This window comes from Flavobacterium sp. R1_16 (assembly GCF_057652095.1).
In genome coordinates, this window is the sequence record NZ_JBYFCG010000001.1 from 106,741 (window position 1) to 126,324 (window position 19,584).

At 36.5% G+C, this 19,584-nt stretch carries 15 protein-coding genes; 9 read left to right on the plus strand and 6 right to left on the minus strand.

The features are described 5' to 3' along the window. Positions 1 to 5: 5 nt before the first annotated feature. Positions 6 to 2,078, minus strand: coding sequence for a methionine--tRNA ligase (gene metG / locus AC23L6_RS00480; RefSeq protein ID WP_487560327.1), 2,073 nt, complete (start codon positions 2,076 to 2,078; stop codon positions 6 to 8). 120 nt (positions 2,079 to 2,198) lie between these two features. On the opposite strand from metG, the gene AC23L6_RS00485 reads away from it, so the two are divergent. The 5 genes from AC23L6_RS00485 to AC23L6_RS00505 all read left to right on the plus strand — a co-directional run bounded on the left by AC23L6_RS00485 (position 2,199) and on the right by AC23L6_RS00505 (position 7,260). Further along, a complete protein-coding gene (locus AC23L6_RS00485; protein WP_487560328.1) occupies positions 2,199 to 3,170 on the plus strand; it encodes a S66 peptidase family protein in 972 nt (323 codons plus the stop codon). An 8-nt stretch (positions 3,171 to 3,178) separates the two neighbouring features. Then, a complete protein-coding gene (locus AC23L6_RS00490; protein WP_487560329.1) occupies positions 3,179 to 3,568 on the plus strand; it encodes a YraN family protein in 390 nt (129 codons plus the stop codon). A 64-nt stretch (positions 3,569 to 3,632) separates the two neighbouring features. Then, a complete protein-coding gene (locus AC23L6_RS00495) occupies positions 3,633 to 4,292 on the plus strand; it encodes an aspartate kinase (RefSeq protein ID WP_487560330.1) in 660 nt (219 codons plus the stop codon). A 99-nt stretch (positions 4,293 to 4,391) separates the two neighbouring features. Next, positions 4,392 to 6,572 (plus strand): M12 family metallo-peptidase, encoded by a 2,181-nt coding sequence (locus AC23L6_RS00500; protein ID WP_487560331.1) that lies wholly within the window; start codon positions 4,392 to 4,394, stop codon positions 6,570 to 6,572. A 79-nt stretch (positions 6,573 to 6,651) separates the two neighbouring features. After that, positions 6,652 to 7,260 (plus strand): transposase, encoded by a 609-nt coding sequence (locus AC23L6_RS00505; protein WP_487560332.1) that lies wholly within the window; start codon positions 6,652 to 6,654, stop codon positions 7,258 to 7,260. Between the two features lie 60 nt (positions 7,261 to 7,320). Here AC23L6_RS00505 and mfd read toward each other — a convergent pair whose 3' ends face one another. Both mfd and AC23L6_RS00515 read right to left on the minus strand, forming a co-directional pair. Next, the gene (gene mfd, locus AC23L6_RS00510; protein ID WP_487560877.1) at positions 7,321 to 10,635 is read right to left on the minus strand and encodes a transcription-repair coupling factor; all 3,315 of its coding nucleotides are present in this window, start codon (positions 10,633 to 10,635) and stop codon (positions 7,321 to 7,323) included. 41 nt (positions 10,636 to 10,676) lie between these two features. After that, positions 10,677 to 11,273, minus strand: coding sequence for a hypothetical protein (locus AC23L6_RS00515; protein ID WP_487560333.1), 597 nt, complete (start codon positions 11,271 to 11,273; stop codon positions 10,677 to 10,679). A gap of 160 nt (positions 11,274 to 11,433) precedes the next feature. Between AC23L6_RS00515 and AC23L6_RS00520 the strand changes: the two genes are divergently transcribed. Next, positions 11,434 to 12,390 (plus strand): L-threonine 3-dehydrogenase, encoded by a 957-nt coding sequence (locus tag AC23L6_RS00520; RefSeq protein ID WP_487560334.1) that lies wholly within the window; start codon positions 11,434 to 11,436, stop codon positions 12,388 to 12,390. On the opposite strand, the gene AC23L6_RS00525 is transcribed toward AC23L6_RS00520, so the two are convergent. Next, positions 12,383 to 12,892 (minus strand): nuclear transport factor 2 family protein, encoded by a 510-nt coding sequence (locus AC23L6_RS00525; RefSeq protein WP_487560335.1) that lies wholly within the window; start codon positions 12,890 to 12,892, stop codon positions 12,383 to 12,385. The genes AC23L6_RS00520 and AC23L6_RS00525 overlap by 8 nt on opposite strands. A 164-nt stretch (positions 12,893 to 13,056) precedes the next feature. Here AC23L6_RS00525 and AC23L6_RS00530 point away from each other — a divergent pair, with 164 nt between their 5' ends. Beyond that, a complete protein-coding gene (locus tag AC23L6_RS00530; protein ID WP_487560336.1) occupies positions 13,057 to 14,655 on the plus strand; it encodes a L,D-transpeptidase family protein in 1,599 nt (532 codons plus the stop codon). Between the two features lie 318 nt (positions 14,656 to 14,973). Here the strand turns inward: AC23L6_RS00530 and AC23L6_RS00535 are convergent, their stop codons facing one another. Together AC23L6_RS00535 and AC23L6_RS00540 are read right to left on the minus strand one after the other, a co-directional pair. After that, positions 14,974 to 15,744, minus strand: a complete 771-nt coding sequence (locus tag AC23L6_RS00535) for an HNH endonuclease (protein WP_487560337.1) — start codon at positions 15,742 to 15,744, stop codon at positions 14,974 to 14,976. Between the two features lie 29 nt (positions 15,745 to 15,773). After that, positions 15,774 to 17,168, minus strand: coding sequence for a CotH kinase family protein (locus tag AC23L6_RS00540; RefSeq protein ID WP_487560338.1), 1,395 nt, complete (start codon positions 17,166 to 17,168; stop codon positions 15,774 to 15,776). 682 nt (positions 17,169 to 17,850) lie between these two features. On the opposite strand from AC23L6_RS00540, the gene AC23L6_RS00545 reads away from it, so the two are divergent. Next, positions 17,851 to 18,030, plus strand: a complete 180-nt coding sequence (locus tag AC23L6_RS00545) for a hypothetical protein (RefSeq protein ID WP_487565515.1) — start codon at positions 17,851 to 17,853, stop codon at positions 18,028 to 18,030. Positions 18,031 to 18,044: 14 nt separating this feature from the next. Beyond that, positions 18,045 to 19,499: an NCS1 family nucleobase:cation symporter-1 gene (locus AC23L6_RS00550; RefSeq protein ID WP_487560339.1), complete on the plus strand. Its 1,455-nt coding sequence runs from the start codon at positions 18,045 to 18,047 to the stop codon at positions 19,497 to 19,499. Positions 19,500 to 19,584: the final 85 nt, after the last annotated feature.

The following is a 19,584-nucleotide window of genomic DNA, read 5'->3' on the forward strand; positions in this document are numbered from 1 at the left end:
TACAATTAACTAATTATAGCTCCATTATTTACCCCATCTCCATCAGGATTAACAAAAACTAATTTCCCTTCCACATTGTTGGTCATCAAAATCATTCCTTCGCTTTCCACACCACGCAAGGCTCTTGGTGCTAAGTTAAGTAAAACGGTTACTCGCTTTCCTATTACTTCTTCTGGTGAAAAATGTTCGGTTATTCCAGAAACTATGGTTCTAACATCCAAACCAGTATCTACTTTTAACACTAAAAGTTTGTTGGCTTTTGGCATTTTTTCGGCTTCAAGGATGGTTCCTACACGCAAATCCAGTTTGGAAAAATCCTCAAAAGTTGCTGTTGGTTTCTGTGGTTCTAGTATTGCTAGAGACGAAGTCGCTTCGTCTGTATTTGCTTTTTTTGTAGCTTCCAATTTGTCTATTTGTTTTTGAATTTCATCATCTTCTATTTGGGCAAATAGAATTTCAGCTTCTCCAATTTGATGACCAGTAGGAAGTAAATCAGATGTTTCTGAAATAGAATTCCAATTTAAGTTTACATCTGTTTTTAATATTCCAGATAATTTACACGCTGTGAACGGTAAAAAAGGTTCACATAAAATGCGTAAAGCTGCCGCAATTTGTAAAGCCACATACATTTGTGTTTGTACACGTTCTGGATTGGTTTTTACCATTTTCCAGGGCTCCTCGTCAGCTAAATATTTATTTCCTAAACGAGCCACATTCATCAATTCTCCTTGAGCTTCTCTAAAACGGTAGCGCTCAATGGAACTCGAAATTACCGCTGGATAGGCTTTTAATTCGGCTAATGTTTGTTCGTCAACTTCTGAAATTTCGTTTGGAGTTGGAACAATTCCGTTGTAATATTTGTTGGTCAAGACCACCACACGATTGATGAAATTCCCGAAAACTGCTGCCAATTCATTATTGTTTCTCGCCTGAAAATCTTTCCAAGTAAAATCATTGTCTTTCGTTTCTGGAGCATTGGCTGTCAAAGCATAACGCAACACATCTTGCTTGTTTGGAAAATCTTCTAAATATTCGTGCAACCAAACCGCCCAGTTTTTAGAAGTCGATAATTTGTTACCTTCTAAATTCAAAAATTCATTCGCAGGCACATTGTCTGGCAAAATATAGCTTCCTTCTGCTTTGAGCATCGCTGGGAAAATGATGCAGTGGAAAACGATATTGTCTTTCCCAATAAAATGAACCAATTTTGTACCAGCATCTTTCCAATAGGGTTCCCAATCTTTTCCTTCACGAGCCGCCCATTCTTTGGTGGATGAAATGTAACCAATAGGCGCATCAAACCATACATATAGTTTTTTCCCTTCGGCGCCTTCTACAGGAACATCAATTCCCCAGTCTAAGTCGCGTGTCACAGCACGAGGTTTTAATCCGTCGTCCAACCAGGATTTTACTTGACCTAAGACGTTAGTTTTCCAATCTTTAGCATGGTCTACTAAAATCCATTGGGTTAAAAAATCTTGGTAACGGTCTAAAGGCAAAAACCAGTGTTTGGTGGATTGTAAAACAGGAGTTTCACCCGTAATTGTCGATTTGGGATTGATTAAATCTGTTGCGTTCAACGTAGAACCACATCGTTCGCATTGGTCGCCATAGGCTTCTGGATTGTCACATTTTGGACAAGTTCCAATCACAAAGCGGTCTGCCAAAAACTGATTGGCTTTGGCATCATACAATTGTTCGGTAACTTCTTCAATAAAATCGCCGTTATCATATAATTTTTTAAAAAACTCTTGAGCAGTATCGTGATGAATTTTGGCTGAGGTTCTGGAATAATTGTCAAATGCAATTCCAAAATCAGAGAATGATTTCCGGATGATACCATCATATTTATCAATTACTTCTTGCGGAGTACTCCCTTCTTTTTTGGCTTTCATAGAAATCGCTACCCCATGTTCATCGCTACCGCAAACAAAAAGAACGTCTTTTCCTTGCAATCGTAAATAACGAGAATAAATATCTGCGGGCACATAAACGCCTGCCAAATGACCAATGTGAATGGGGCCATTCGTGTAGGGTAATGCTGCTGTAATGGTATATCGTTTTGGATTTTCTAACATCGTGTTATAAAAATATTTTCTGCAAAAATAAGCAATAGAATTGAGAGTTTTGACGTTTTTATTTGGAGCAATTTTCCGCCTAGTTTTTATATATTTGTCTACATGATTTTTGAAAAAAATATGAAAACCAAAAAAACAATTGGCATTCTCGTTTTACTGATTTTTTGGGTATCAAACAGTCAAGCAAAAAACAATATGATTACACCATCCTATCTAAAAAAAGGCGATACTATAGCCATTGTAGCCACAGCCAGAAAAAACATAGATGATAATTTGAAACCCGCTATTAGCTTGGCCAAAAGTTGGGGTTTGGAAGTGGTCATAGGCAAGTCAATAGGATTAGACAACAATCAATTGGCAGGAACAGATGAACAACGTGCTGCTGATTTTCAAAACATGATAGACAATCCAAATATCAAAGCGATTTGGTGTGTTCGCGGCGGCTATGGAACAGCAAGAATGATAGATTTGGTTGACTTTTCAAAGTTTCAACACGACCCAAAATGGATTGTTGGTTTTAGTGATGTGACAGTTTTACACAGTCATTTGAATAAGCTGGGTTTTGCTACCATACATGGGATTATGCCTGTAAATGTGGAGAAAGCCTCTCCAGAAGTGGAGGAAACCTTGCGAAAAGCCTTATTTGGCGAACCGTTGGGTTATACTGTTCCTTGCGAAAACGAGAATAAATACGGCAATGTAGAAGGTGAATTGGTAGGAGGAAATTTGTCTATTCTGTACAGTTTAATGGGTTCGCAATCGCAAATAGACTGTAAAGGCAAGATACTTTTTCTGGAAGATTTAGACGAATATTTGTACCACATTGACCGAATGATGTTGAGTTTAAAACGCTGTGGTTGTTTTGATGGATTGAAAGGTATGGTTGTGGGAAGTTTTACCAAAATGCATGATAACGAAATTCCCTGGGGAAAAACGGCCTACCAAATTATTGCTGATATTACTAAAAATTATGATTTCCCTATAGTGTATAATTTTCCAGCGGGACATATTCACAATAATAATACCTTACTTTTTGGAAAAAAGGCTTCTCTCGATGTGAATGACAAGTATTCCATTTTGAAATTTCAATAAATGATGCCATGGCCAGTCATAATGAATTAGGAAAACTTGGAGAAGAGTTGGCTGTGGAATTTCTGCAAAAAGAAGGCTACACCATTCTAGAAACCAACTGGACTTTTCAAAAAGCAGAGATTGATATTATTGCTCAAAAAGATACTGTTTTGGCTGTAGTAGAAGTAAAAACTCGCTCGAGTATTGATTTTGGTTTGCCACAAGATTTTGTAAAACCCAAAAAAATTCAACTTTTAGTGAAAGCGATAAATGAATATGTATCCTCAAATAATCTTGATGTTGAAGTGCGTTTTGATATTATTGCCATTACTGCGTCCGTTCAACCTTCGGTTTCGGGTCATAAAACGGAGAAAAATTTCGATATGGAACATTTAGAAGATGCATTTTATTATTTTTAATTTGTTGTATTTGTAACAAAATGTTTTTATTTATATCTTTGTAAAAGATTTAAAACAAGTGTATATGAAAACTGTTTCTTCCATTGTAGAGAACTACATTAAAACCAAACCTTTTTTATTGAGTGCTTTATCTCAAGGAATCATCAATCTAACGTCATTATCTAGAAATATGATGGTGGAGTTAGAGAGTGAATTTGGAAAAGAAGTAAAACAAGGTGCTATTGTTATGGCACTCAAAAGGTTGTCGGTTGACTTAGATTTTAGATTAAATCATAAAATCGTTAAAGTATTAAAAAACTTGGGAGAGATAACCGTACGTTCTTCTTTAACAGATTATGCTTTTGCTGTTTCCGATAGTATTTTGAATAATCAGGCAGAATTGATTTCTGAAATTCATAATTATTCAGATATTTTTTATACTTCGTCAAGAGGAGTTAGTGAGACGAATATTATTATTAGCGAAAGTGTAGGTCATATCGTAGACAAACATTTTGCTAATGAAAAACTGGTTCAAAAATTAGAAAACCTAGCTTCAATAACCGTAAAATTACCTAATGATAACGTGGTGATTCCAGGGATTTACTATTTTATTTTTCAGCGTTTAGCATGGGAAGGTATTATTATCAATGAGGTCATTTCTACTTCAAATGAGTTTACTATTTTAGTGAGTGAAGAAGTTGTTGATGTTGCTTTCAGAGTCATAAAAGATTTAAAATCCTTGTAAAATCATTTTACTATAGTCGCACCATACTTTAACAGTAATTCATCTTTCTAAATAAAATATTGATTACTTTTGAAAAGGTATCCGTATATAGTAATGAAAATGAAAAAAAAATTTACAGTTGTAGTTTTATTGTTTTGTCTTTGCGCTTTTGGTCAAAAAGAAGTTGCTAAAAAAGTAAGCGCATTAACAGCTAGTAATGCTACTTTTAAGGCGTATTCTGTCTTAACAGTTTCAAATAAAGCTACCGACTTGTCTTTGAATAAAGCTTTGAAAAAAGCAACAGTAGCCAAAATTAATTTTCAGTCTTTAACTCGTTTGGTTCTCGATAAACAAGAAACCATTGAAGTTTCAATTCCTTACCAAGGGGAAGTAATTACGGTACAATTGTACAAAGTGAATATTTTAGCAGAAGGTTTTCATGTTGATACAGATAAAGCAAAATCAATACCCTACGAACAAGGTTTGTATTACAGAGGAATCATCAAAGGCGATTTGAACTCAACAGTCTCTTTTAATTTCTTTAAAAATGAACTCAACGGAATCATATCTAGCCAGCGGTTGAATAATTTAGTGATTGGAAAACTACATAAAAAAGACAATCAAACCGATTATGTAATTTATTCCGATGCCGATTTGAATGCCATAAACAACATTCAATGTCACACCAAAGAAGGAGAACAACAACCGTACTTTAATGCTCAAAGGACGACTCAAAAACAAAGCGATAGATGTGTAACTCTATATTTTGAAATAGACAATAATTTGTTTCTAGAAAATGGCAGCAATACCACCACCACTTCAAACTGGATGACATCGGTGTTTAATAATGTTCAAACTTTGTATGCAAATGATGGGATTAACATTTCGTTAAAGTCATTATACATTTGGACAACTCAAGATCCTTATGAAGGGGTTGGTGTAGATTCATCTGATTATTTACTTAAATTCAACCAAGTAAGACCTGTTTTTGATGGTGATATAGGTCAGTTAGTAGGAATAGATACTGGAAATCTTGGAGGATTAGCGATAACTATTGATGGATTATGTACTACAAATAACTACAGTTATTCCGATGTTTTTTTAAGTTATAATTCGGTTCCCACCTATTCTTGGACGGTGCTTGTAGTAACTCACGAAATAGGACATTTGTTGGGTTCTCCGCATACACATGCTTGCGTTTGGAATGGCAACAATACGGCTATTGATGGTTGTGGACCAACTTCAGACAGCAAGTACAATGAAGGAGATTGCTCAGTTGGACCGCTTCCAACGGGTACTGGAGGAACGATAATGAGTTATTGTCATTTAATTCCGAGTGCTGGAATCAATTTTAATAACGGATTTGGACCACAACCAGCAGCACGAATACTTTCGATAGTAAATAATAGTAGTTGTTTGAGTACAGATTGTATTACTACCTGTATCAATACAGTTTCAGAAATTAATATCGACACGGTTGCTTCTACAGCGGCTACTTTCTCTTGGACGGATATAGGTGACACTTCTTCTTGGGAAGTTTCTGTAACTCCTTTTGCCTCGTCATCAATAACATGGTCATCGCCACTTTCGGTTACCAATTATTCTGTATCTGGATTAGCTCCTAATACGTATTATTTAGTAAGAGTTCGACCATCATGCGGTTCTGGTTTAACTCCAGTATATAGACAAACTGTTCTTGTGACTGCAACAAATTATTGTAATGGTGTAACAATTACAGACACAGGAGGTGTTACCGATAACTATTCTAATCTTGAAACCTATGTTAGAACCATTATTCCAAGTAATTCCAATCAAAAGATTAGAATGACTTTTTCAAGTTTTGATTTGGAACAAGATTATGATTATTTATACGTTTACGACGGAAATTCAACTGCTGCAACTGAGCTAGGTTCGGGATATACAGGCACAACATTACCTGGTCCCTTTGAATCAACTGCTGTAGATGGGTCTTTGACCATGAAATTCTTCTCAGACACCTATGAAGTTGGTGCCGGTTATGTTGCTTATATCGATTGTGTATCCAATTTAGGAACCAACCAATTTACGCCAAATATTGATTTTACCTATTCTCCAAATCCAAGCAACGGAATAGTTTCTATAACTTCTAAAACAGAACTCAAAGAAATTTTTGTTTATAATTTAGAAGGGCGATTGTTGTACCAAAAGCAACTCAATGGATTGGAAACTAAGGTGGATTTGGCATCATTTGCTTCAGGAACGTATTTCTTTAAATTGAAGTTTAACGAAAAAGAAGCCAACTTTAAAATAGTGAAGATGTAATTTTAACATAAAGCTTCCAGCCTTTCAAAGGCTGGAAGCTTAGGGGGTAATATTTAGTAGAGATTAATTTTTATAGAGAATGAGACAAATTCCTATTGAAGAGGGTAACTTTTATCATATTTATAATAGAGGAAATAATAGTATTGATTTGTTTTTTGATACTGAAAATTACCTACATTTTCTGAGACTGTACGAAAAGTATATTAATCCAATTGCCGAAACCTATGCTTGGTGTTTGATGAAAAATCATTTCCACATTTTAGTTTATATCAAAGAGTTTTCGGAGATAGACCCAAGCAAATTAGAATATTCTTCTACAGATAAGCCAAAAGCGATAAGTGCTTCAAAACAATTTTCTAATTTATTCAATGCCTACACATTGGCTATTAATAAAAGATACAAACGAACAGGGAGTTTATTTGAAAAGAATTTCAAGAGAAAAATAGTAACCAATGAAAATTATTTCAAAAAACTTATTTTCTATATTCATAATAATCCAGTTCATCATCATTTTACGGATAGCATTATTGAATACCCGTGGACATCCTACGGAACAATTCTTTCAGAAAAACCTTCAAAATTAAAACGGGAAAGAGTACTAGAGATGTTTGGAGATATAGAAAATTTTAGATATTATCATTCTACAAGTCAAAATTTGGAGGAGATTGAAGAACTTTTAATAGACTAATTATAACATTTATTTGAACAAAGCTTCCAGCCTTCAAAAGGCTGGAAGCTTTGTTTAATTTTAACCTTCCATCAACTCCATCAATTCCAAAGCTTTCCGAATTGATTTTACATGTTCAAAAGTCAAAAGCAAACGCAAACCATTTGGGGTTTGTTTTTCTTTCATTTTGCACAATTGAGATTGCTTTTGTACAAACTGCAATACTTTGTGAAATTGAGGTGAGGTGTAATAATCGCTTTGTTGGTCGGAAACAAAATAACAAATCATTTTGCCTTGTTTCATCACCAGTTTTTCAATACCAAATCGTGTGGCAATCCATTTTATCTTTATACTATTGAGCAATGAAGTTGCTTGTTTTGGTAGTGGACCAAAGCGGTCAATGAGTTTTTGTTCGTAGGCTAGTAATGTATCTTCATCTTTAATAAGGCTCAATTCATTATATAAATTCAGTCTTTCGGAAATGTTGTTGATGTATTCATCCGAAAATAATAATTCAAAATCAGTGTCTATTTGAAGGTCTTTTACATATTCTTTTTCTGTTTTTCCTTCATCTGCGTATAACTCTTTGAATTCATTTTCTTTGAGTTCTTCGATGGCTTCATTCATGATTTTTTGATAGGTATCAAAACCAATTTCATTAATAAAACCACTTTGTTCTCCGCCTAATAAATCACCTGCGCCTCGAATCTCCAAATCTTTCATGGCAATATTAAATCCGCTTCCCAATTCTGAAAATTGTTCTAGAGCTTGAATACGTTTTCTAGCATCATCAGTCATCATAGAATAAGGTGGACAAATAAAATAACAAAAGGCTTTCTTGTTGCTTCGACCTACACGACCACGCATTTGATGCAAATCAGATAGACCAAAGTTGTTGGCATTATTGATAAAAATGGTATTTGCATTGGGAACATCTAGTCCGCTTTCAATGATTGTAGTGGCTACCAAAACATCGAATTCTCCATTCATAAAAGCCAGCATCAATTCTTCTAATTTACTTCCGTCCATTTGTCCGTGACCAATGCCCACTTTGGCGTCTGGAACCAATCGCTGAATCATCCCAGCTATTTCTTTGATGTTTTCAATTCGATTGTTGATAAAGAAAACCTGACCGTTGCGTTGCATTTCATACGAAATGGCATCCCGAATCAACTCTTCACTAAAAGAAACAACATTACTTTCTATTGGGTAGCGATTGGGTGGAGGTGTAGTTATCACGGATAAATCTCTTGCTGCCATCAATGAAAACTGTAAGGTTCTAGGTATGGGAGTTGCTGTTAATGTCAGGGTGTCGACATTAGCAGCAATAGTTTTGAGTTTGTCTTTGACATTTACACCAAACTTTTGTTCCTCATCTACAATCAACAATCCTAAGTCTTTAAAGGCTACATTTTTGTTGACCAATTGATGGGTTCCAATAACAATGTCGAGTTTGCCGTCTGCCAAATCTTTTAGTGTTTCTGCTTTTTGTTTTGCGGTTCTAAAACGGTTGAGGTATCCTACAGAAACTGGCATTTCTTTTAAGCGCTCACTAAATGTTCTATAATGTTGATAAGCCAAAATAGTTGTAGGTACTAAAACCGCAACTTGTTTTCCGTTGTCTACCGCTTTAAAAGCGGCACGAATAGCCACCTCGGTTTTTCCAAATCCGACGTCGCCACAAACGAGTCTGTCCATTGGGCGATCGCTTTCCATATCGGCTTTGACTTCTTGGGTCGATTTGATTTGATCGGGAGTGTCTTCATAAATAAACGAGCTTTCTAATTCTGCCTGCAAATAACTGTCTGGAGCATATCGGAATCCTTTTTCGAGTCTTCGTTTGGCGTACAATTGAATTAAATTGAATGCAATATGCTTGACTCGGGCTTTCGTTTTTTGTTTTAAAACTTTCCAAGCATTTGAGCCCAATTTGTAAATTTTGGGAGGAGCACCATCTTTGCCATTGTATTTCGAAATTTTGTGCAAGGAGTGAATGCTCACATATACAATATCATTATCTGCATATACCAATTTTATGGCTTCTTGGGTTTTCCCTTCTACTTGAATTTTTTGCAAACCACCAAATTTTCCAATTCCGTGGTCAATATGTGTTACATAATCTCCAACAGAAAGGGTAGTCAATTCTTTGAGCGTGATGGTTTGTTTTTTAGAATACCCATTTTTGATGCTAAACTTATGGTAGCGTTCAAAAATTTGATGGTCGGTATAACAGGCTATCTGATGTTCTTCGTCAATAAATCCTTGGTATATCGGTACTGTTATGGTGTGGTATTGCTTGCGAATACTTTCGTGATTGGCTTCATCCAAGGATTCGAATATGTCGTGAAATCTTTTGGCTTGGGCATCATTGGAACAAAACAAATAGTTTTTGTAGCCGTTAAAATGATTGTCATTCAGGTTGTTTAACAATAAATCAAATTGTTTATTGAAAGAAGGTTGAGGTAGCGTATGAAAATGAACTGTTTTTTGAGTTTTGTAAATGGGTTTGGAACTCAATTCAACAATAGAAAAATCCAAACTCTTTTTAAGGAATTCAGCTTGGTTTAAAAATAGTTTTTCAGGTTCTAGGTGTTTTACCGTTGCATTTAAATTGGTAAAAATAGCACCTGCTTTGTCAAAAAGAGAGTCTAGTTTCGACAACAATGCCTCTGTATTTTGAATAAAAATAATCGTCTTACTGTCGATATATTCTAGGAAGCTTTCTCTGTTTTCTTGAAAAAATTTGTTTTCAACATTAGGGATAATGGCAATCTTTTTTTGTCTTTCTATGGAGAGTTGAGTTTCTACATCAAAGGTTCGAATGCTGTCCACTTCGTTTCCAAAAAATTCTATTCGATACGGATTATCATTAGAGAAAGAAAACACGTCTATAATTCCACCGCGAACCGAGAATTCTCCGGGTTCGGTAATGAAATCTACTCTTTTGAATTCGTATTCAAACAAAACTTCATTGATGAATTCAATGGATATTTTATCGCCAACGGCTACTTTTAAAGTGTTTTTGTCCAACTCTTTTTTGGTCACCACTTTCTCAAATAGTGCTTCTGGATACGAGACAATTACAGCAGGTTTTTTGCGCGAATTAATGCGGTTCAATACTTCGGCACGAAGCAATACATTGGCATTGTCAGTTTCTTCAATTTGATAAGGGCGTCGGTATGACCCGGGATAAAATAACACATCTTGGTCACCTATGAGTTGCTCCAAATCGTTCAAGTAATAGGCAGCTTCTTCCTTATCGTTTAGTAGAACTAAAAAAGGGCTTTCTGTTTTTTTAAAAAGAGCTTGTAAAACAAATGAAATAGACGAACCCACTAATCCATTGAGATGAATCTTTTGCTCAGGGATTTGTATACTATCTACAATTTGCTTGATTTTAGGCGAATTGTCGTAGGTGTTAAGTAGGTTGGTTTTACTCAAGGTTGTGGTACAATTTTATTGGGTATGGCTCTCGTGGTGTCTAACATTTGTAACATATCGGATTCACCTTCTTCTTTAGGGATGGCATTTTTTCTGATAATCTCATCCATTTGACGCGTCAATGAACCCATTTCTTCATTCACATCTGCCACAAGGCTGACTACTTTCTGTGCTGGAATATCATCCAAATTGATAAAGAGATTGATGGCGTTGATTTTGGTTACCAATACGGCGATTCTACTCTTTACTTCGGGCTTGTTGAACGTATTTGGGATATTTGCGTTCAAATCAAAAGCTCTTTTGGATAGGGCTTTGGCTTTTTTCTGAAAGGCACCGATACTACTTTTAGGTTTTACCCCCAGTTCGTCTAAAAACAAACGCCATTCGTTCCAATTGTTGACGATGGTTTGTGAGCTTGGCGTTAAAATAGGGTTAGAAAAGTTCCATCCTTTGCTGATAGTATTGAAAATGGCTTCTTGTTTTTGAGCATCTTTTAGAGTTGCCGCCTCGCGTTTTTCATCATTATCATTACAAGAAATAAATGCAGCTGAAAGGCAGCATAAAAAAAGAAGTAAGAAACGAAACCTTTTCATGTAGGATGATTTAGTTGACAAAGTTACAAAGGTAAAACGAAAGTTAAAACACACCGCCCTTTGATAATTATAATTTTGTTAAATGAGGAAATACAAACGATGGATGTATCATAGTAAAGGTTCAAAAAGCGTATATTTGTGTAGCTAAAGTAGAGAAAATATGACACCAAAAATTCTAATTATAGGTGCTTGTGGTCAGATAGGAACTGAGCTTACACAAAAGTTGCGCTCGATTTACGGAATAGAAAATGTCATTGCTTCTGACATTCGAAAGATGAATACCGATGTGGTCAATTCGGGACCTTTTGAAGTGGTTAATGCCTTAGATTACAATCAAATTCAGCATTTGGTGGAGGTTCATGAAATTACCGATGTGTATTTGATGGCGGCATTACTTTCGGCTACTGCAGAGAAAAACCCTGCTTTTGCTTGGGATTTGAATATGAATTCCCTTTTTCATGTGTTGAATTTGGCTAGAGCCAAAAAGATACAAAAGGTATTTTGGCCTTCGAGTATCGCTGTTTTTGGACCTACAACTCCCAAAGAAAATACACCACAATATACCATCATGGAACCTACAACGGTTTATGGCATTAGTAAGCAATCTGGTGAGCGCTGGTGTGAGTATTACCATCATGTATATGGAGTTGACGTTCGCAGTGTTCGCTATCCCGGTCTTATTAGTTGGTCATCGCCACCTGGGGGAGGAACAACCGATTATGCTGTTGATATTTTTCATAAAGCGTTATCACAAGGCACTTATGAATGTTTTCTTTCTTCTGATACAAAAATGCCAATGATGTATATGGAAGATGCTATTCAGGCTACGATACAAATTATGCAAGCCGACGGTGATGCGCTTTCTATTCGGTCTTCTTATAATTTGGCGGCTATGAGTTTTACCCCTGCTGCGCTTGCGGCAGAAATCCGCAAGCAGCTACCTGATTTTACGATAACGTATGTTCCTGATTCTCGACAACAGATAGCAGATAGTTGGCCTGCCAGCATTGATGATAGCGAAGCCAGAAGAGATTGGGGCTGGCAACACCACTATGATTTGGCTAAAACGACAGTTGCCATGTTGGATAACTTAAAGAACCATCCTGATTTTATTTAGTTTGTAGTTTTTGAATTAGTAGGCTTTCTAAAGGGGTTTTTATTTTTACCACCTCGTCAATACTTTCGTTGGGGATGGTTGTAGATAAGACATAGTGTTGTATTTTCCATTGGTTTCCTACTTTTACCAGTAGGCCAGAGCCTCTGCATAGTTTCATCCAAGTATCCAACAATTCATCAAACCAAGCTATTGTTTTATCGTTGCTAAAGTAGATGTGTCGTTCTAAAGGTTTGAAATTCCATACTTGCCCTTTATCAAAGTAGGGTTTTGCAAATGCTTTGAATGCTGTTTTGTCCCAATTCTCTGTTGCATCAGTGCCAATGAACATGCTAGTATCGGTCATGGCGTTAAAGTAGGTATTGAAATCTGCTTTAGCTGCCGCTAGATGCCAACCATCGAGTAGGAGGTGTATTTGTTCTTTTTCTTTTGATTCTTGAAGTGGATTCTGAGAAAAAGAGGGAAAACAGACGAGGCTTAATATGGCTAAAAGTATTTTTTTCATACTGTAAACTATTTAAATGATTGGCTTGAATTCCTTCTGCTAAGGACTTCATCCGATGCTCTAAATATACTTTTTTTCATCAAGAAATTATACACTAGTAGTTGTGTGTTTTTGCTTTATTTTTTTTGTATTTTTATGACAGCTTTATTAATAAGGTTTTGTATATGAGAAAGTTAATTTTACAGTTACTCACAGTTGCTCTGGCCTTTTTCATTGCGGGTTCTTGTAAAAATACTTCCAGCGAAGCAAAAACCTTATCGGTTCTGACTGAGGTGCCGACCGAGGTACTTCCTAATACCAAAGAGATTTATTTTGACAGCACACAGGTAGCTCCCTTTTTTGAAAGACATCCACAGCTTAAAGACTTTCAGGCTGATGTAGAAGCACTGTATCAAAAACATCGATATCATTATATTTGGTTTGACAGCAAGGGAATTATAGAAGTGGGAGGTTTGTTGTACAACAAGATTCTCTCTATTGCTTCAGAAGGAGTGTCTTCAACGGTTCCTTATCGTGCGCAGTTGGACGCTGTTTTTCAGAATACCAGCAGCCTGAAAAAGCCTCAGACCGAAACGGAGTTGCTGCTTTCGGCCTTGTATTTTTTCTATGCTAAGAAAGTTTTTCAAGGATTGGATGCTGAAAAAAGTGAGGGATTGGGTTGGTATTTGCCTCGTAAAAAACAGTCCTATGTCAATTATTTGGACTCGCTTTTGGTAAACCCCTCTTTGATGAATAAGGATGAAAAGGAGGTTCTCGGGCAGTACTATCGTTTGAAAAAAGTGTTACAAGAGTACCGAGCTATAGAAAAAAAAGGCGGTTGGAACCCTATTGATTGGGATGATTCATTTAGATTTTTTAGTCCTGGTGATAGCTCTACAACCATTGCTCAGGTTAGGAAACGGCTCTTTGTTTCGGGAGATATAGCCACAGATTCTGGAAGTAAGGTGTACGATGAGGCGCTGAAAGAAGCTGTTTTGAATTATAAAACCCGCAATGGTTTTGCTCCTGATGCCATTCTTATTCCCAAACATATTGCGGATATGAATGTGCCTGTTGCCGCCCGCATCAAAACCCTTATGGTAAATATGGAACGGTGCCGATGGATTCCTAGTGATATTACCAAAGGGAAAGAGTTTATCGTCATTAATATTCCTTCGTTTCGACTTACTTATTTTAAAGACAATAAGCCCGTTTTGATTTCTAAGGTGGTTGTTGGGAAAGCCATGAATCAAACGGTGATTTTCAGTGGGATGATGCAGTATATTGTGTTTAGTCCTTACTGGAATGTGCCTAAAAGTATTATTAAAAAAGAGATTGCCCCTGCGATGGCCAAGAATAAGAATTACTTGGCACAGCACAATATGGAATGGAATGGAGGCAATATTAGGCAGAAACCCGGGCCTAAAAACTCTTTAGGGCTGGTGAAGTTTTTGTTCCCTAATTCTAATTCTATTTATTTACACGATACACCTTCTAAAAGTTTGTTTGATGAGGAAAAAAGGGCGTTTAGCCATGGTTGTATTCGCGTGGCAAAACCAGTGGAGTTGGCGAACCTTATTTTGAAGGACGATAGCAATTGGACTCCTGCTAAAATTGATGCCGCAATGAATAGCGGAAAGGAAAGTTGGTACACTTTAAAAAATAAAATCCCTGTTTATATTGGCTATTTTACCGCTTGGGTTGATAGTGAGGGAGCTGTTCATTTCTATGATGATGTGTACGGTCGAGACGAGCGATTGGCTTCGTTGATTTTTGAGCAATAGTTCGTAGAAATATAGATTTGTTTTTTGAAGCTACGCTTGTTGTTTTGGACGCGGATTAGACCGATTTTGCTTCGCCTGTTCGACCTTTGGTCTCGAGTCACTGATTTATTCTTTGTAGTTTGGGTTGGTTTTTTTGCCACACATTTTCACAAATTCGATTCTTCGTGAATTGATTCTTCGTGTTGTTTTTTTATTACCGCAGATTCACAGATTTTTGTTTGTGAGGAGTTGTTTTTATATTATTTCGATTAATGAGGAATAATGAAACAGCGATAAATTTCCTTAAATTAATGATATTGTTTGAGATGTAGTGAGGTTTTATTTTTCAAAAACAGTATCTAGATGGTATTGTAAAAAATCTTTTCTGGGAAAATAAGTAATAGCTTCTGTTATTTTTCTATTTTCAATAGGTGCAAAATGTTGTTGGTAAAAATAAGTATCCTTCTTTGGTTTTAAATCTTTGGATAAAATGATTTCATAGTTTAGGTTGATTCCAATTAATCCTTTATCAAATGCTTTGTCATATAATGCGGATAAGCAAATGCCGTTTTCTGGGTTTAATCTTTCCTTTTCGTTTTTTGACCATGGAATAATGTGACTTGCCAACAGTAATTTAGGAATATCAATACCACTTATAGCGCATTTTGTGTTATAGTTACTTAAAACCATCTGTCTAAACACTGATTGATTTACTCTGGTTTTTACTTCACGAGTAACCATTTCGCCTTTTAAATTTTTGATGTCAAATAGTAATTCTTCGTATTTGTTTTCTATGGAAGTATTTTCTTTTTGTGCGAGGATTTGCTCACTTAGAAAAACTAATTCTTCTTGGTTGTTAAAGAATTCATCCCAAATAGGCTGCACTATTTTAGTTCCTCCATCCATTCCTTTGATTCCACGAGCTTTTAAAACAGGGTCAACACTAGCAAAATTGACTAACCTTAATGCTATAGAATTTGGTGTTCGACCAATTAAATTGGCTAGATGAATAATATCTTTATTTGTACTATGCATTTTTCCAAATGGTATTTTTAGGTACAAATTAAAAGCAAGGATTAATTCTTCTTTTGTCCAGAGGTTTTTAGGCATTTTATTTTATTATTTTTTAAATATTTTGATTACCAAGTAATACTTGCCGCTCGGCTCAAGAAATAATTAGCAGGGCCGTTGCTACCCCCCATGTTGTTGCCTGATTTTAGGCGGTAATTGGGTTGGTTGCCCCAGGAGGCGGGATTGTCGTCTATGCTCATATCCTCACCAGTATCGTTAGGAACGGAATTGGCAATACGGTTTTGCCACACTTGGATGCGTTCCATGCTTCTGGTAGCTGTAAAGAGGTCGTTGTTGGGGTTTATCAATTCCTTGACGTAGCTTTTGTAGAGCGCTTGGTACTGCGGAATTTCTAGAATTTTGGTAATCAACGGTCTCTTAGTCATATTTCCCCATTTGAGTGGGTCTTGGGTGCCGGCATTTTCAATTATTTGTGAAGTTCCAAGTGTGTTGTCGTAATCGTAAGGGATGAAATAGGCTTTGCCGTTTGGCGCAAAATAGAAATAAAAGTTGTTGCCATTGACCCAATAATCGTCCCACATGCCCAACATGACGTGTGTAGCCATGGTTCTAAGGAAGAGCGGCACATCCATTTTTTGGGCAATCCAAGTTTGAAAGGCGGTGCCTGTTTTGGTGTTGAGGTCGGTAATGAACTGTACCAATTCTGCTTGAGCTGCTGGGAGTTCGTCTTTGCGTGTTTTGAGGTCATAGGCATAATAGACCGAGAGTGCAGGGTCGATGTTAACGTCTTCTACACCAATGCTTTGTGCAGAGTTTGTGGTAAAGGTAGCGTTAGTTCCACCTGCCCAGCCGCCTTTCCAAAGGAAGCCAATTCCTGAGCCCCATTTGTCTTGATTCTTGGTTAAGAAGTCTTCGTCTATATTTTCTATCATGGCATATACGCCATAATAGGCGGGTTTGGCATCGCCTTTTACTTTAACGGTTAGTTTGCAATAGGAGGCTCTGGGCGCATTCCAACAGCCGTAACGCGCAAAAAGGTCGTAGCTGTAGATTTCGCGGCAGTAGTTAGGGTCGTCTTTGAACCATTTCAGGTTGAGTTTGTTGAGTCCTTTGAAACGTTGTGCGTCTCTGTTTTTAGAAAAATCGAGGGCAAAGTGTACATGATGCCAATCGGGGTTGGAGGCATTGTGCAAATCGCCCGGGTTGCCTTCGGGTCTGCGTCGGCTGGTATTGCCTCGCAGACGAAGTCCGATACTGTCTAGGGCAATGGTACTTCCGTTGACATCAAAGGTGAAACGCGACACTACTTTTTTCTCGTTGCTGGGATTGAGGTCGTAATTAGTAAGTAGTTTGTTCCAATCTTTGAGCTCAAATTCTAGAGTTATAGCAGGAATGTCGTTGAGATTGAATAGAGCGGGCTTGTTGTCGGGCGTGGTATAGTTTTCAATACTGCCGCATTGCAAGAACAGTAGGAGAGAAAAGAGAAGAAGGATTTTTTTCATGGGGTAAATTTTATCAAAGATAGCGATTTTGTTTTTTTGAACACAAATTTCACAAATTAGCACAGATTAAGTTGGATAGAGGTTACTTATATCATTTATGTTTATTAATAAGTCTAATAAAAGTAACCATTAAAAATTTTAAACAATTAAGATATTTAAGAAAATTAAGTCTTAACGACCCGAGTTTCGAAAGCTTTCGAGACGAAAAGGCGAAGCAAACTTACTTTCTAAATGGTTCAAAAAAATCAACCTGTTTTATATTCATAATTGGTATTATTTGGATTCTTTTTTTGCCACAGATTCGCGGATTTTTATAAGTGTTACTTTTCTCATGCCACAAATTGCACAAATTAGCACAGATTGTTTTGGGTAGAATTGTTTGTGTGTTTTTTTTTTGCTGATTGCGTAGATTGGTACAAATTGGAAGCTATTTTTTGGACAAATTGTACGCTTGTCTCGATTGTGTTAGCGAATATCAGAATCGGAGACGAATTATTTATTCATTAATTTAGAGGTTGGTTTATAGCGAATTTGTTATTTTTCGAAGCCTTTTTTTTGTAAAAATGCAATTTTATAACAAGTTGATTTTAAACTATTTTTGAATTATTTGTTGATAATACTTGTTTATACCGAAATTCTTATTATTTTTATTCCAATTTTTTAAGGAATAATTACCGAATAGATGGAATTTCTAGCAAATCAAAATTTATATTTACTAGAGACTTTCAAAGAAAGAGCATTGCCCGATGCTATTTTTTCTTTGGATGTGTTGCCTCCGTTGTGTTTTATTCCCAAGACTCCCAAGAGGGTCATTTCGAATTCCTTTCATTTTAAGAACAGAATTCCGACATTAATTCATTAAAATTCATTTTACTTTTGACAGACACCCAATTAAATACTACGAATTCTTCGTTATATAATAAGGACTTGGCTCCCATCGTGGAGGGACGAAGAACATGGACTACTTGGAACTATGCCGCACTATGGATTAGTATGAGCCTTTGTATTCCTACCTATATGTTATCGAGTTCCTTGATTGAAGGCGGTATGAACTGGTGGCAGGCGATATTAACTATCTTTTTAGGGAATACGATTGTGTTGATTCCTATGATTTTGAATGGTCACGCTGGAGCGAAGTATGGTATTTCCTTTCCTGTTTTTGCTAGAGCCAGTTTCGGAACTAAAGGCGCTAATATTCCTGCATTGTTACGAGCTATTGTGGCTTGTGGTTGGTTTGGAATTCAAACGTGGATCGGTGGATTTGCGATTTTTCAAATGGCGCGTTTGTGGATTCCTTCATTGGATACTTTAACTCCAATTTTCCCTGATTCGTGGGGATTGCAAACAGGACCGGCTATTTGTTTTTTCTTGTTTTGGTTGCTCAATATGTTTGTTGTGTATTTAGGAGTGGATAGTATTCGTAAATTATTAGTGTTTAAGGCTTTCTTTTTGCCCTTAGCCGCCTTGGCTTTATTGTTTTGGGCGTTAAATGCAGCACATGGTTTGGGGCCTATTTTAGATACACCTTCAAAGTTTGCTACAACAACGGATTTCTTTCATTTCTTTTTTCCAGCGTTGACGGGCATGGTTGGTTTTTGGGCGACCTTGTCACTTAATATCCCTGATTTTACACGATATGCTACCTCACAAAAAGCGCAAATCAATGGACAGATTTATGGTTTGCCTACTTCTATGACCTTATTTGCTTTTGTGGGTGTGGTGGTCACCTCGGCAACGACCATTTTTTTTGGAACGACGATTTGGGATCCGGTAGTTTTGGCAGGAAAATTTGATAGTAAGTTGTTGGTGAGTATTGCCATGATAGCGGTGGCGATTTCTACACTAGCGACAAATATTGCAGCGAATATTGTGAGTCCAGCGAATGATTTTGCTCATTTTGCTCCTTCTAAAATTGATTTTAGAAAAGGAGGTTATATTACTGGAGTTATAGGAATTTTAATATTTCCATGGAAGCTAATTGCCGACCCATCGGGTTATATTTTCACATGGTTGGTGGGATATTCTAGTTTGCTAGGTCCTGTTGGAGGTATTATGATTGTTGATTACTATTTTATTCGAAAACAACAGTTGATTCTAAACGATTTGTATGATGCTAAAGGAGTATATAGTTTCTCAAATGGATTCAATCGTGCCGCTATTCTTGCTTTGTTGATTGGAATCGTGCCCAATGTACCCGGGTTTTTAACTACAATTAAAGTCGTAGACGAAATTGCATTTCCTGCTTGGATTTCGCATTTGTACAGCTATGCTTGGTTTGTGGGATTTGGGATTAGTGGAGTGGTGTATTGGTTGTTGATGAAGCGGAAGTAGGGCTTTATGGATAGATTTTTTAAACACATAGAAACATAGATTGCATTTTGATTAGAAGAAAGGGATAGAAAAATTAATTTTTTCG

Coding starts and splice junctions, on each gene's coding strand:
- AC23L6_RS00495 (WP_487560330.1), top strand. CDS start 3,633: ATGAAAACTGTTTCTTCCATTGTAGAGAACTACATTAAAACCAAACCT.
- AC23L6_RS00545 (WP_487565515.1), top strand. CDS start 17,851: ATGGAATTTCTAGCAAATCAAAATTTATATTTACTAGAGACTTTCAAA.
- AC23L6_RS00490 (WP_487560329.1), top strand. CDS start 3,179: ATGGCCAGTCATAATGAATTAGGAAAACTTGGAGAAGAGTTGGCTGTG.
- AC23L6_RS00515 (WP_487560333.1), bottom strand. CDS start 11,273: ATGAAAAGGTTTCGTTTCTTACTTCTTTTTTTATGCTGCCTTTCAGCT.
- metG (WP_487560327.1), bottom strand. CDS start 2,078: ATGTTAGAAAATCCAAAACGATATACCATTACAGCAGCATTACCCTAC.
- AC23L6_RS00505 (WP_487560332.1), top strand. CDS start 6,652: ATGAGACAAATTCCTATTGAAGAGGGTAACTTTTATCATATTTATAAT.
- AC23L6_RS00500 (WP_487560331.1), top strand. CDS start 4,392: ATGAAAAAAAAATTTACAGTTGTAGTTTTATTGTTTTGTCTTTGCGCT.
- AC23L6_RS00535 (WP_487560337.1), bottom strand. CDS start 15,744: ATGCCTAAAAACCTCTGGACAAAAGAAGAATTAATCCTTGCTTTTAAT.
- AC23L6_RS00485 (WP_487560328.1), top strand. CDS start 2,199: ATGAAAACCAAAAAAACAATTGGCATTCTCGTTTTACTGATTTTTTGG.
- AC23L6_RS00530 (WP_487560336.1), top strand. CDS start 13,057: ATGAGAAAGTTAATTTTACAGTTACTCACAGTTGCTCTGGCCTTTTTC.
- AC23L6_RS00520 (WP_487560334.1), top strand. CDS start 11,434: ATGACACCAAAAATTCTAATTATAGGTGCTTGTGGTCAGATAGGAACT.
- AC23L6_RS00525 (WP_487560335.1), bottom strand. CDS start 12,892: ATGAAAAAAATACTTTTAGCCATATTAAGCCTCGTCTGTTTTCCCTCT.
- AC23L6_RS00540 (WP_487560338.1), bottom strand. CDS start 17,168: ATGAAAAAAATCCTTCTTCTCTTTTCTCTCCTACTGTTCTTGCAATGC.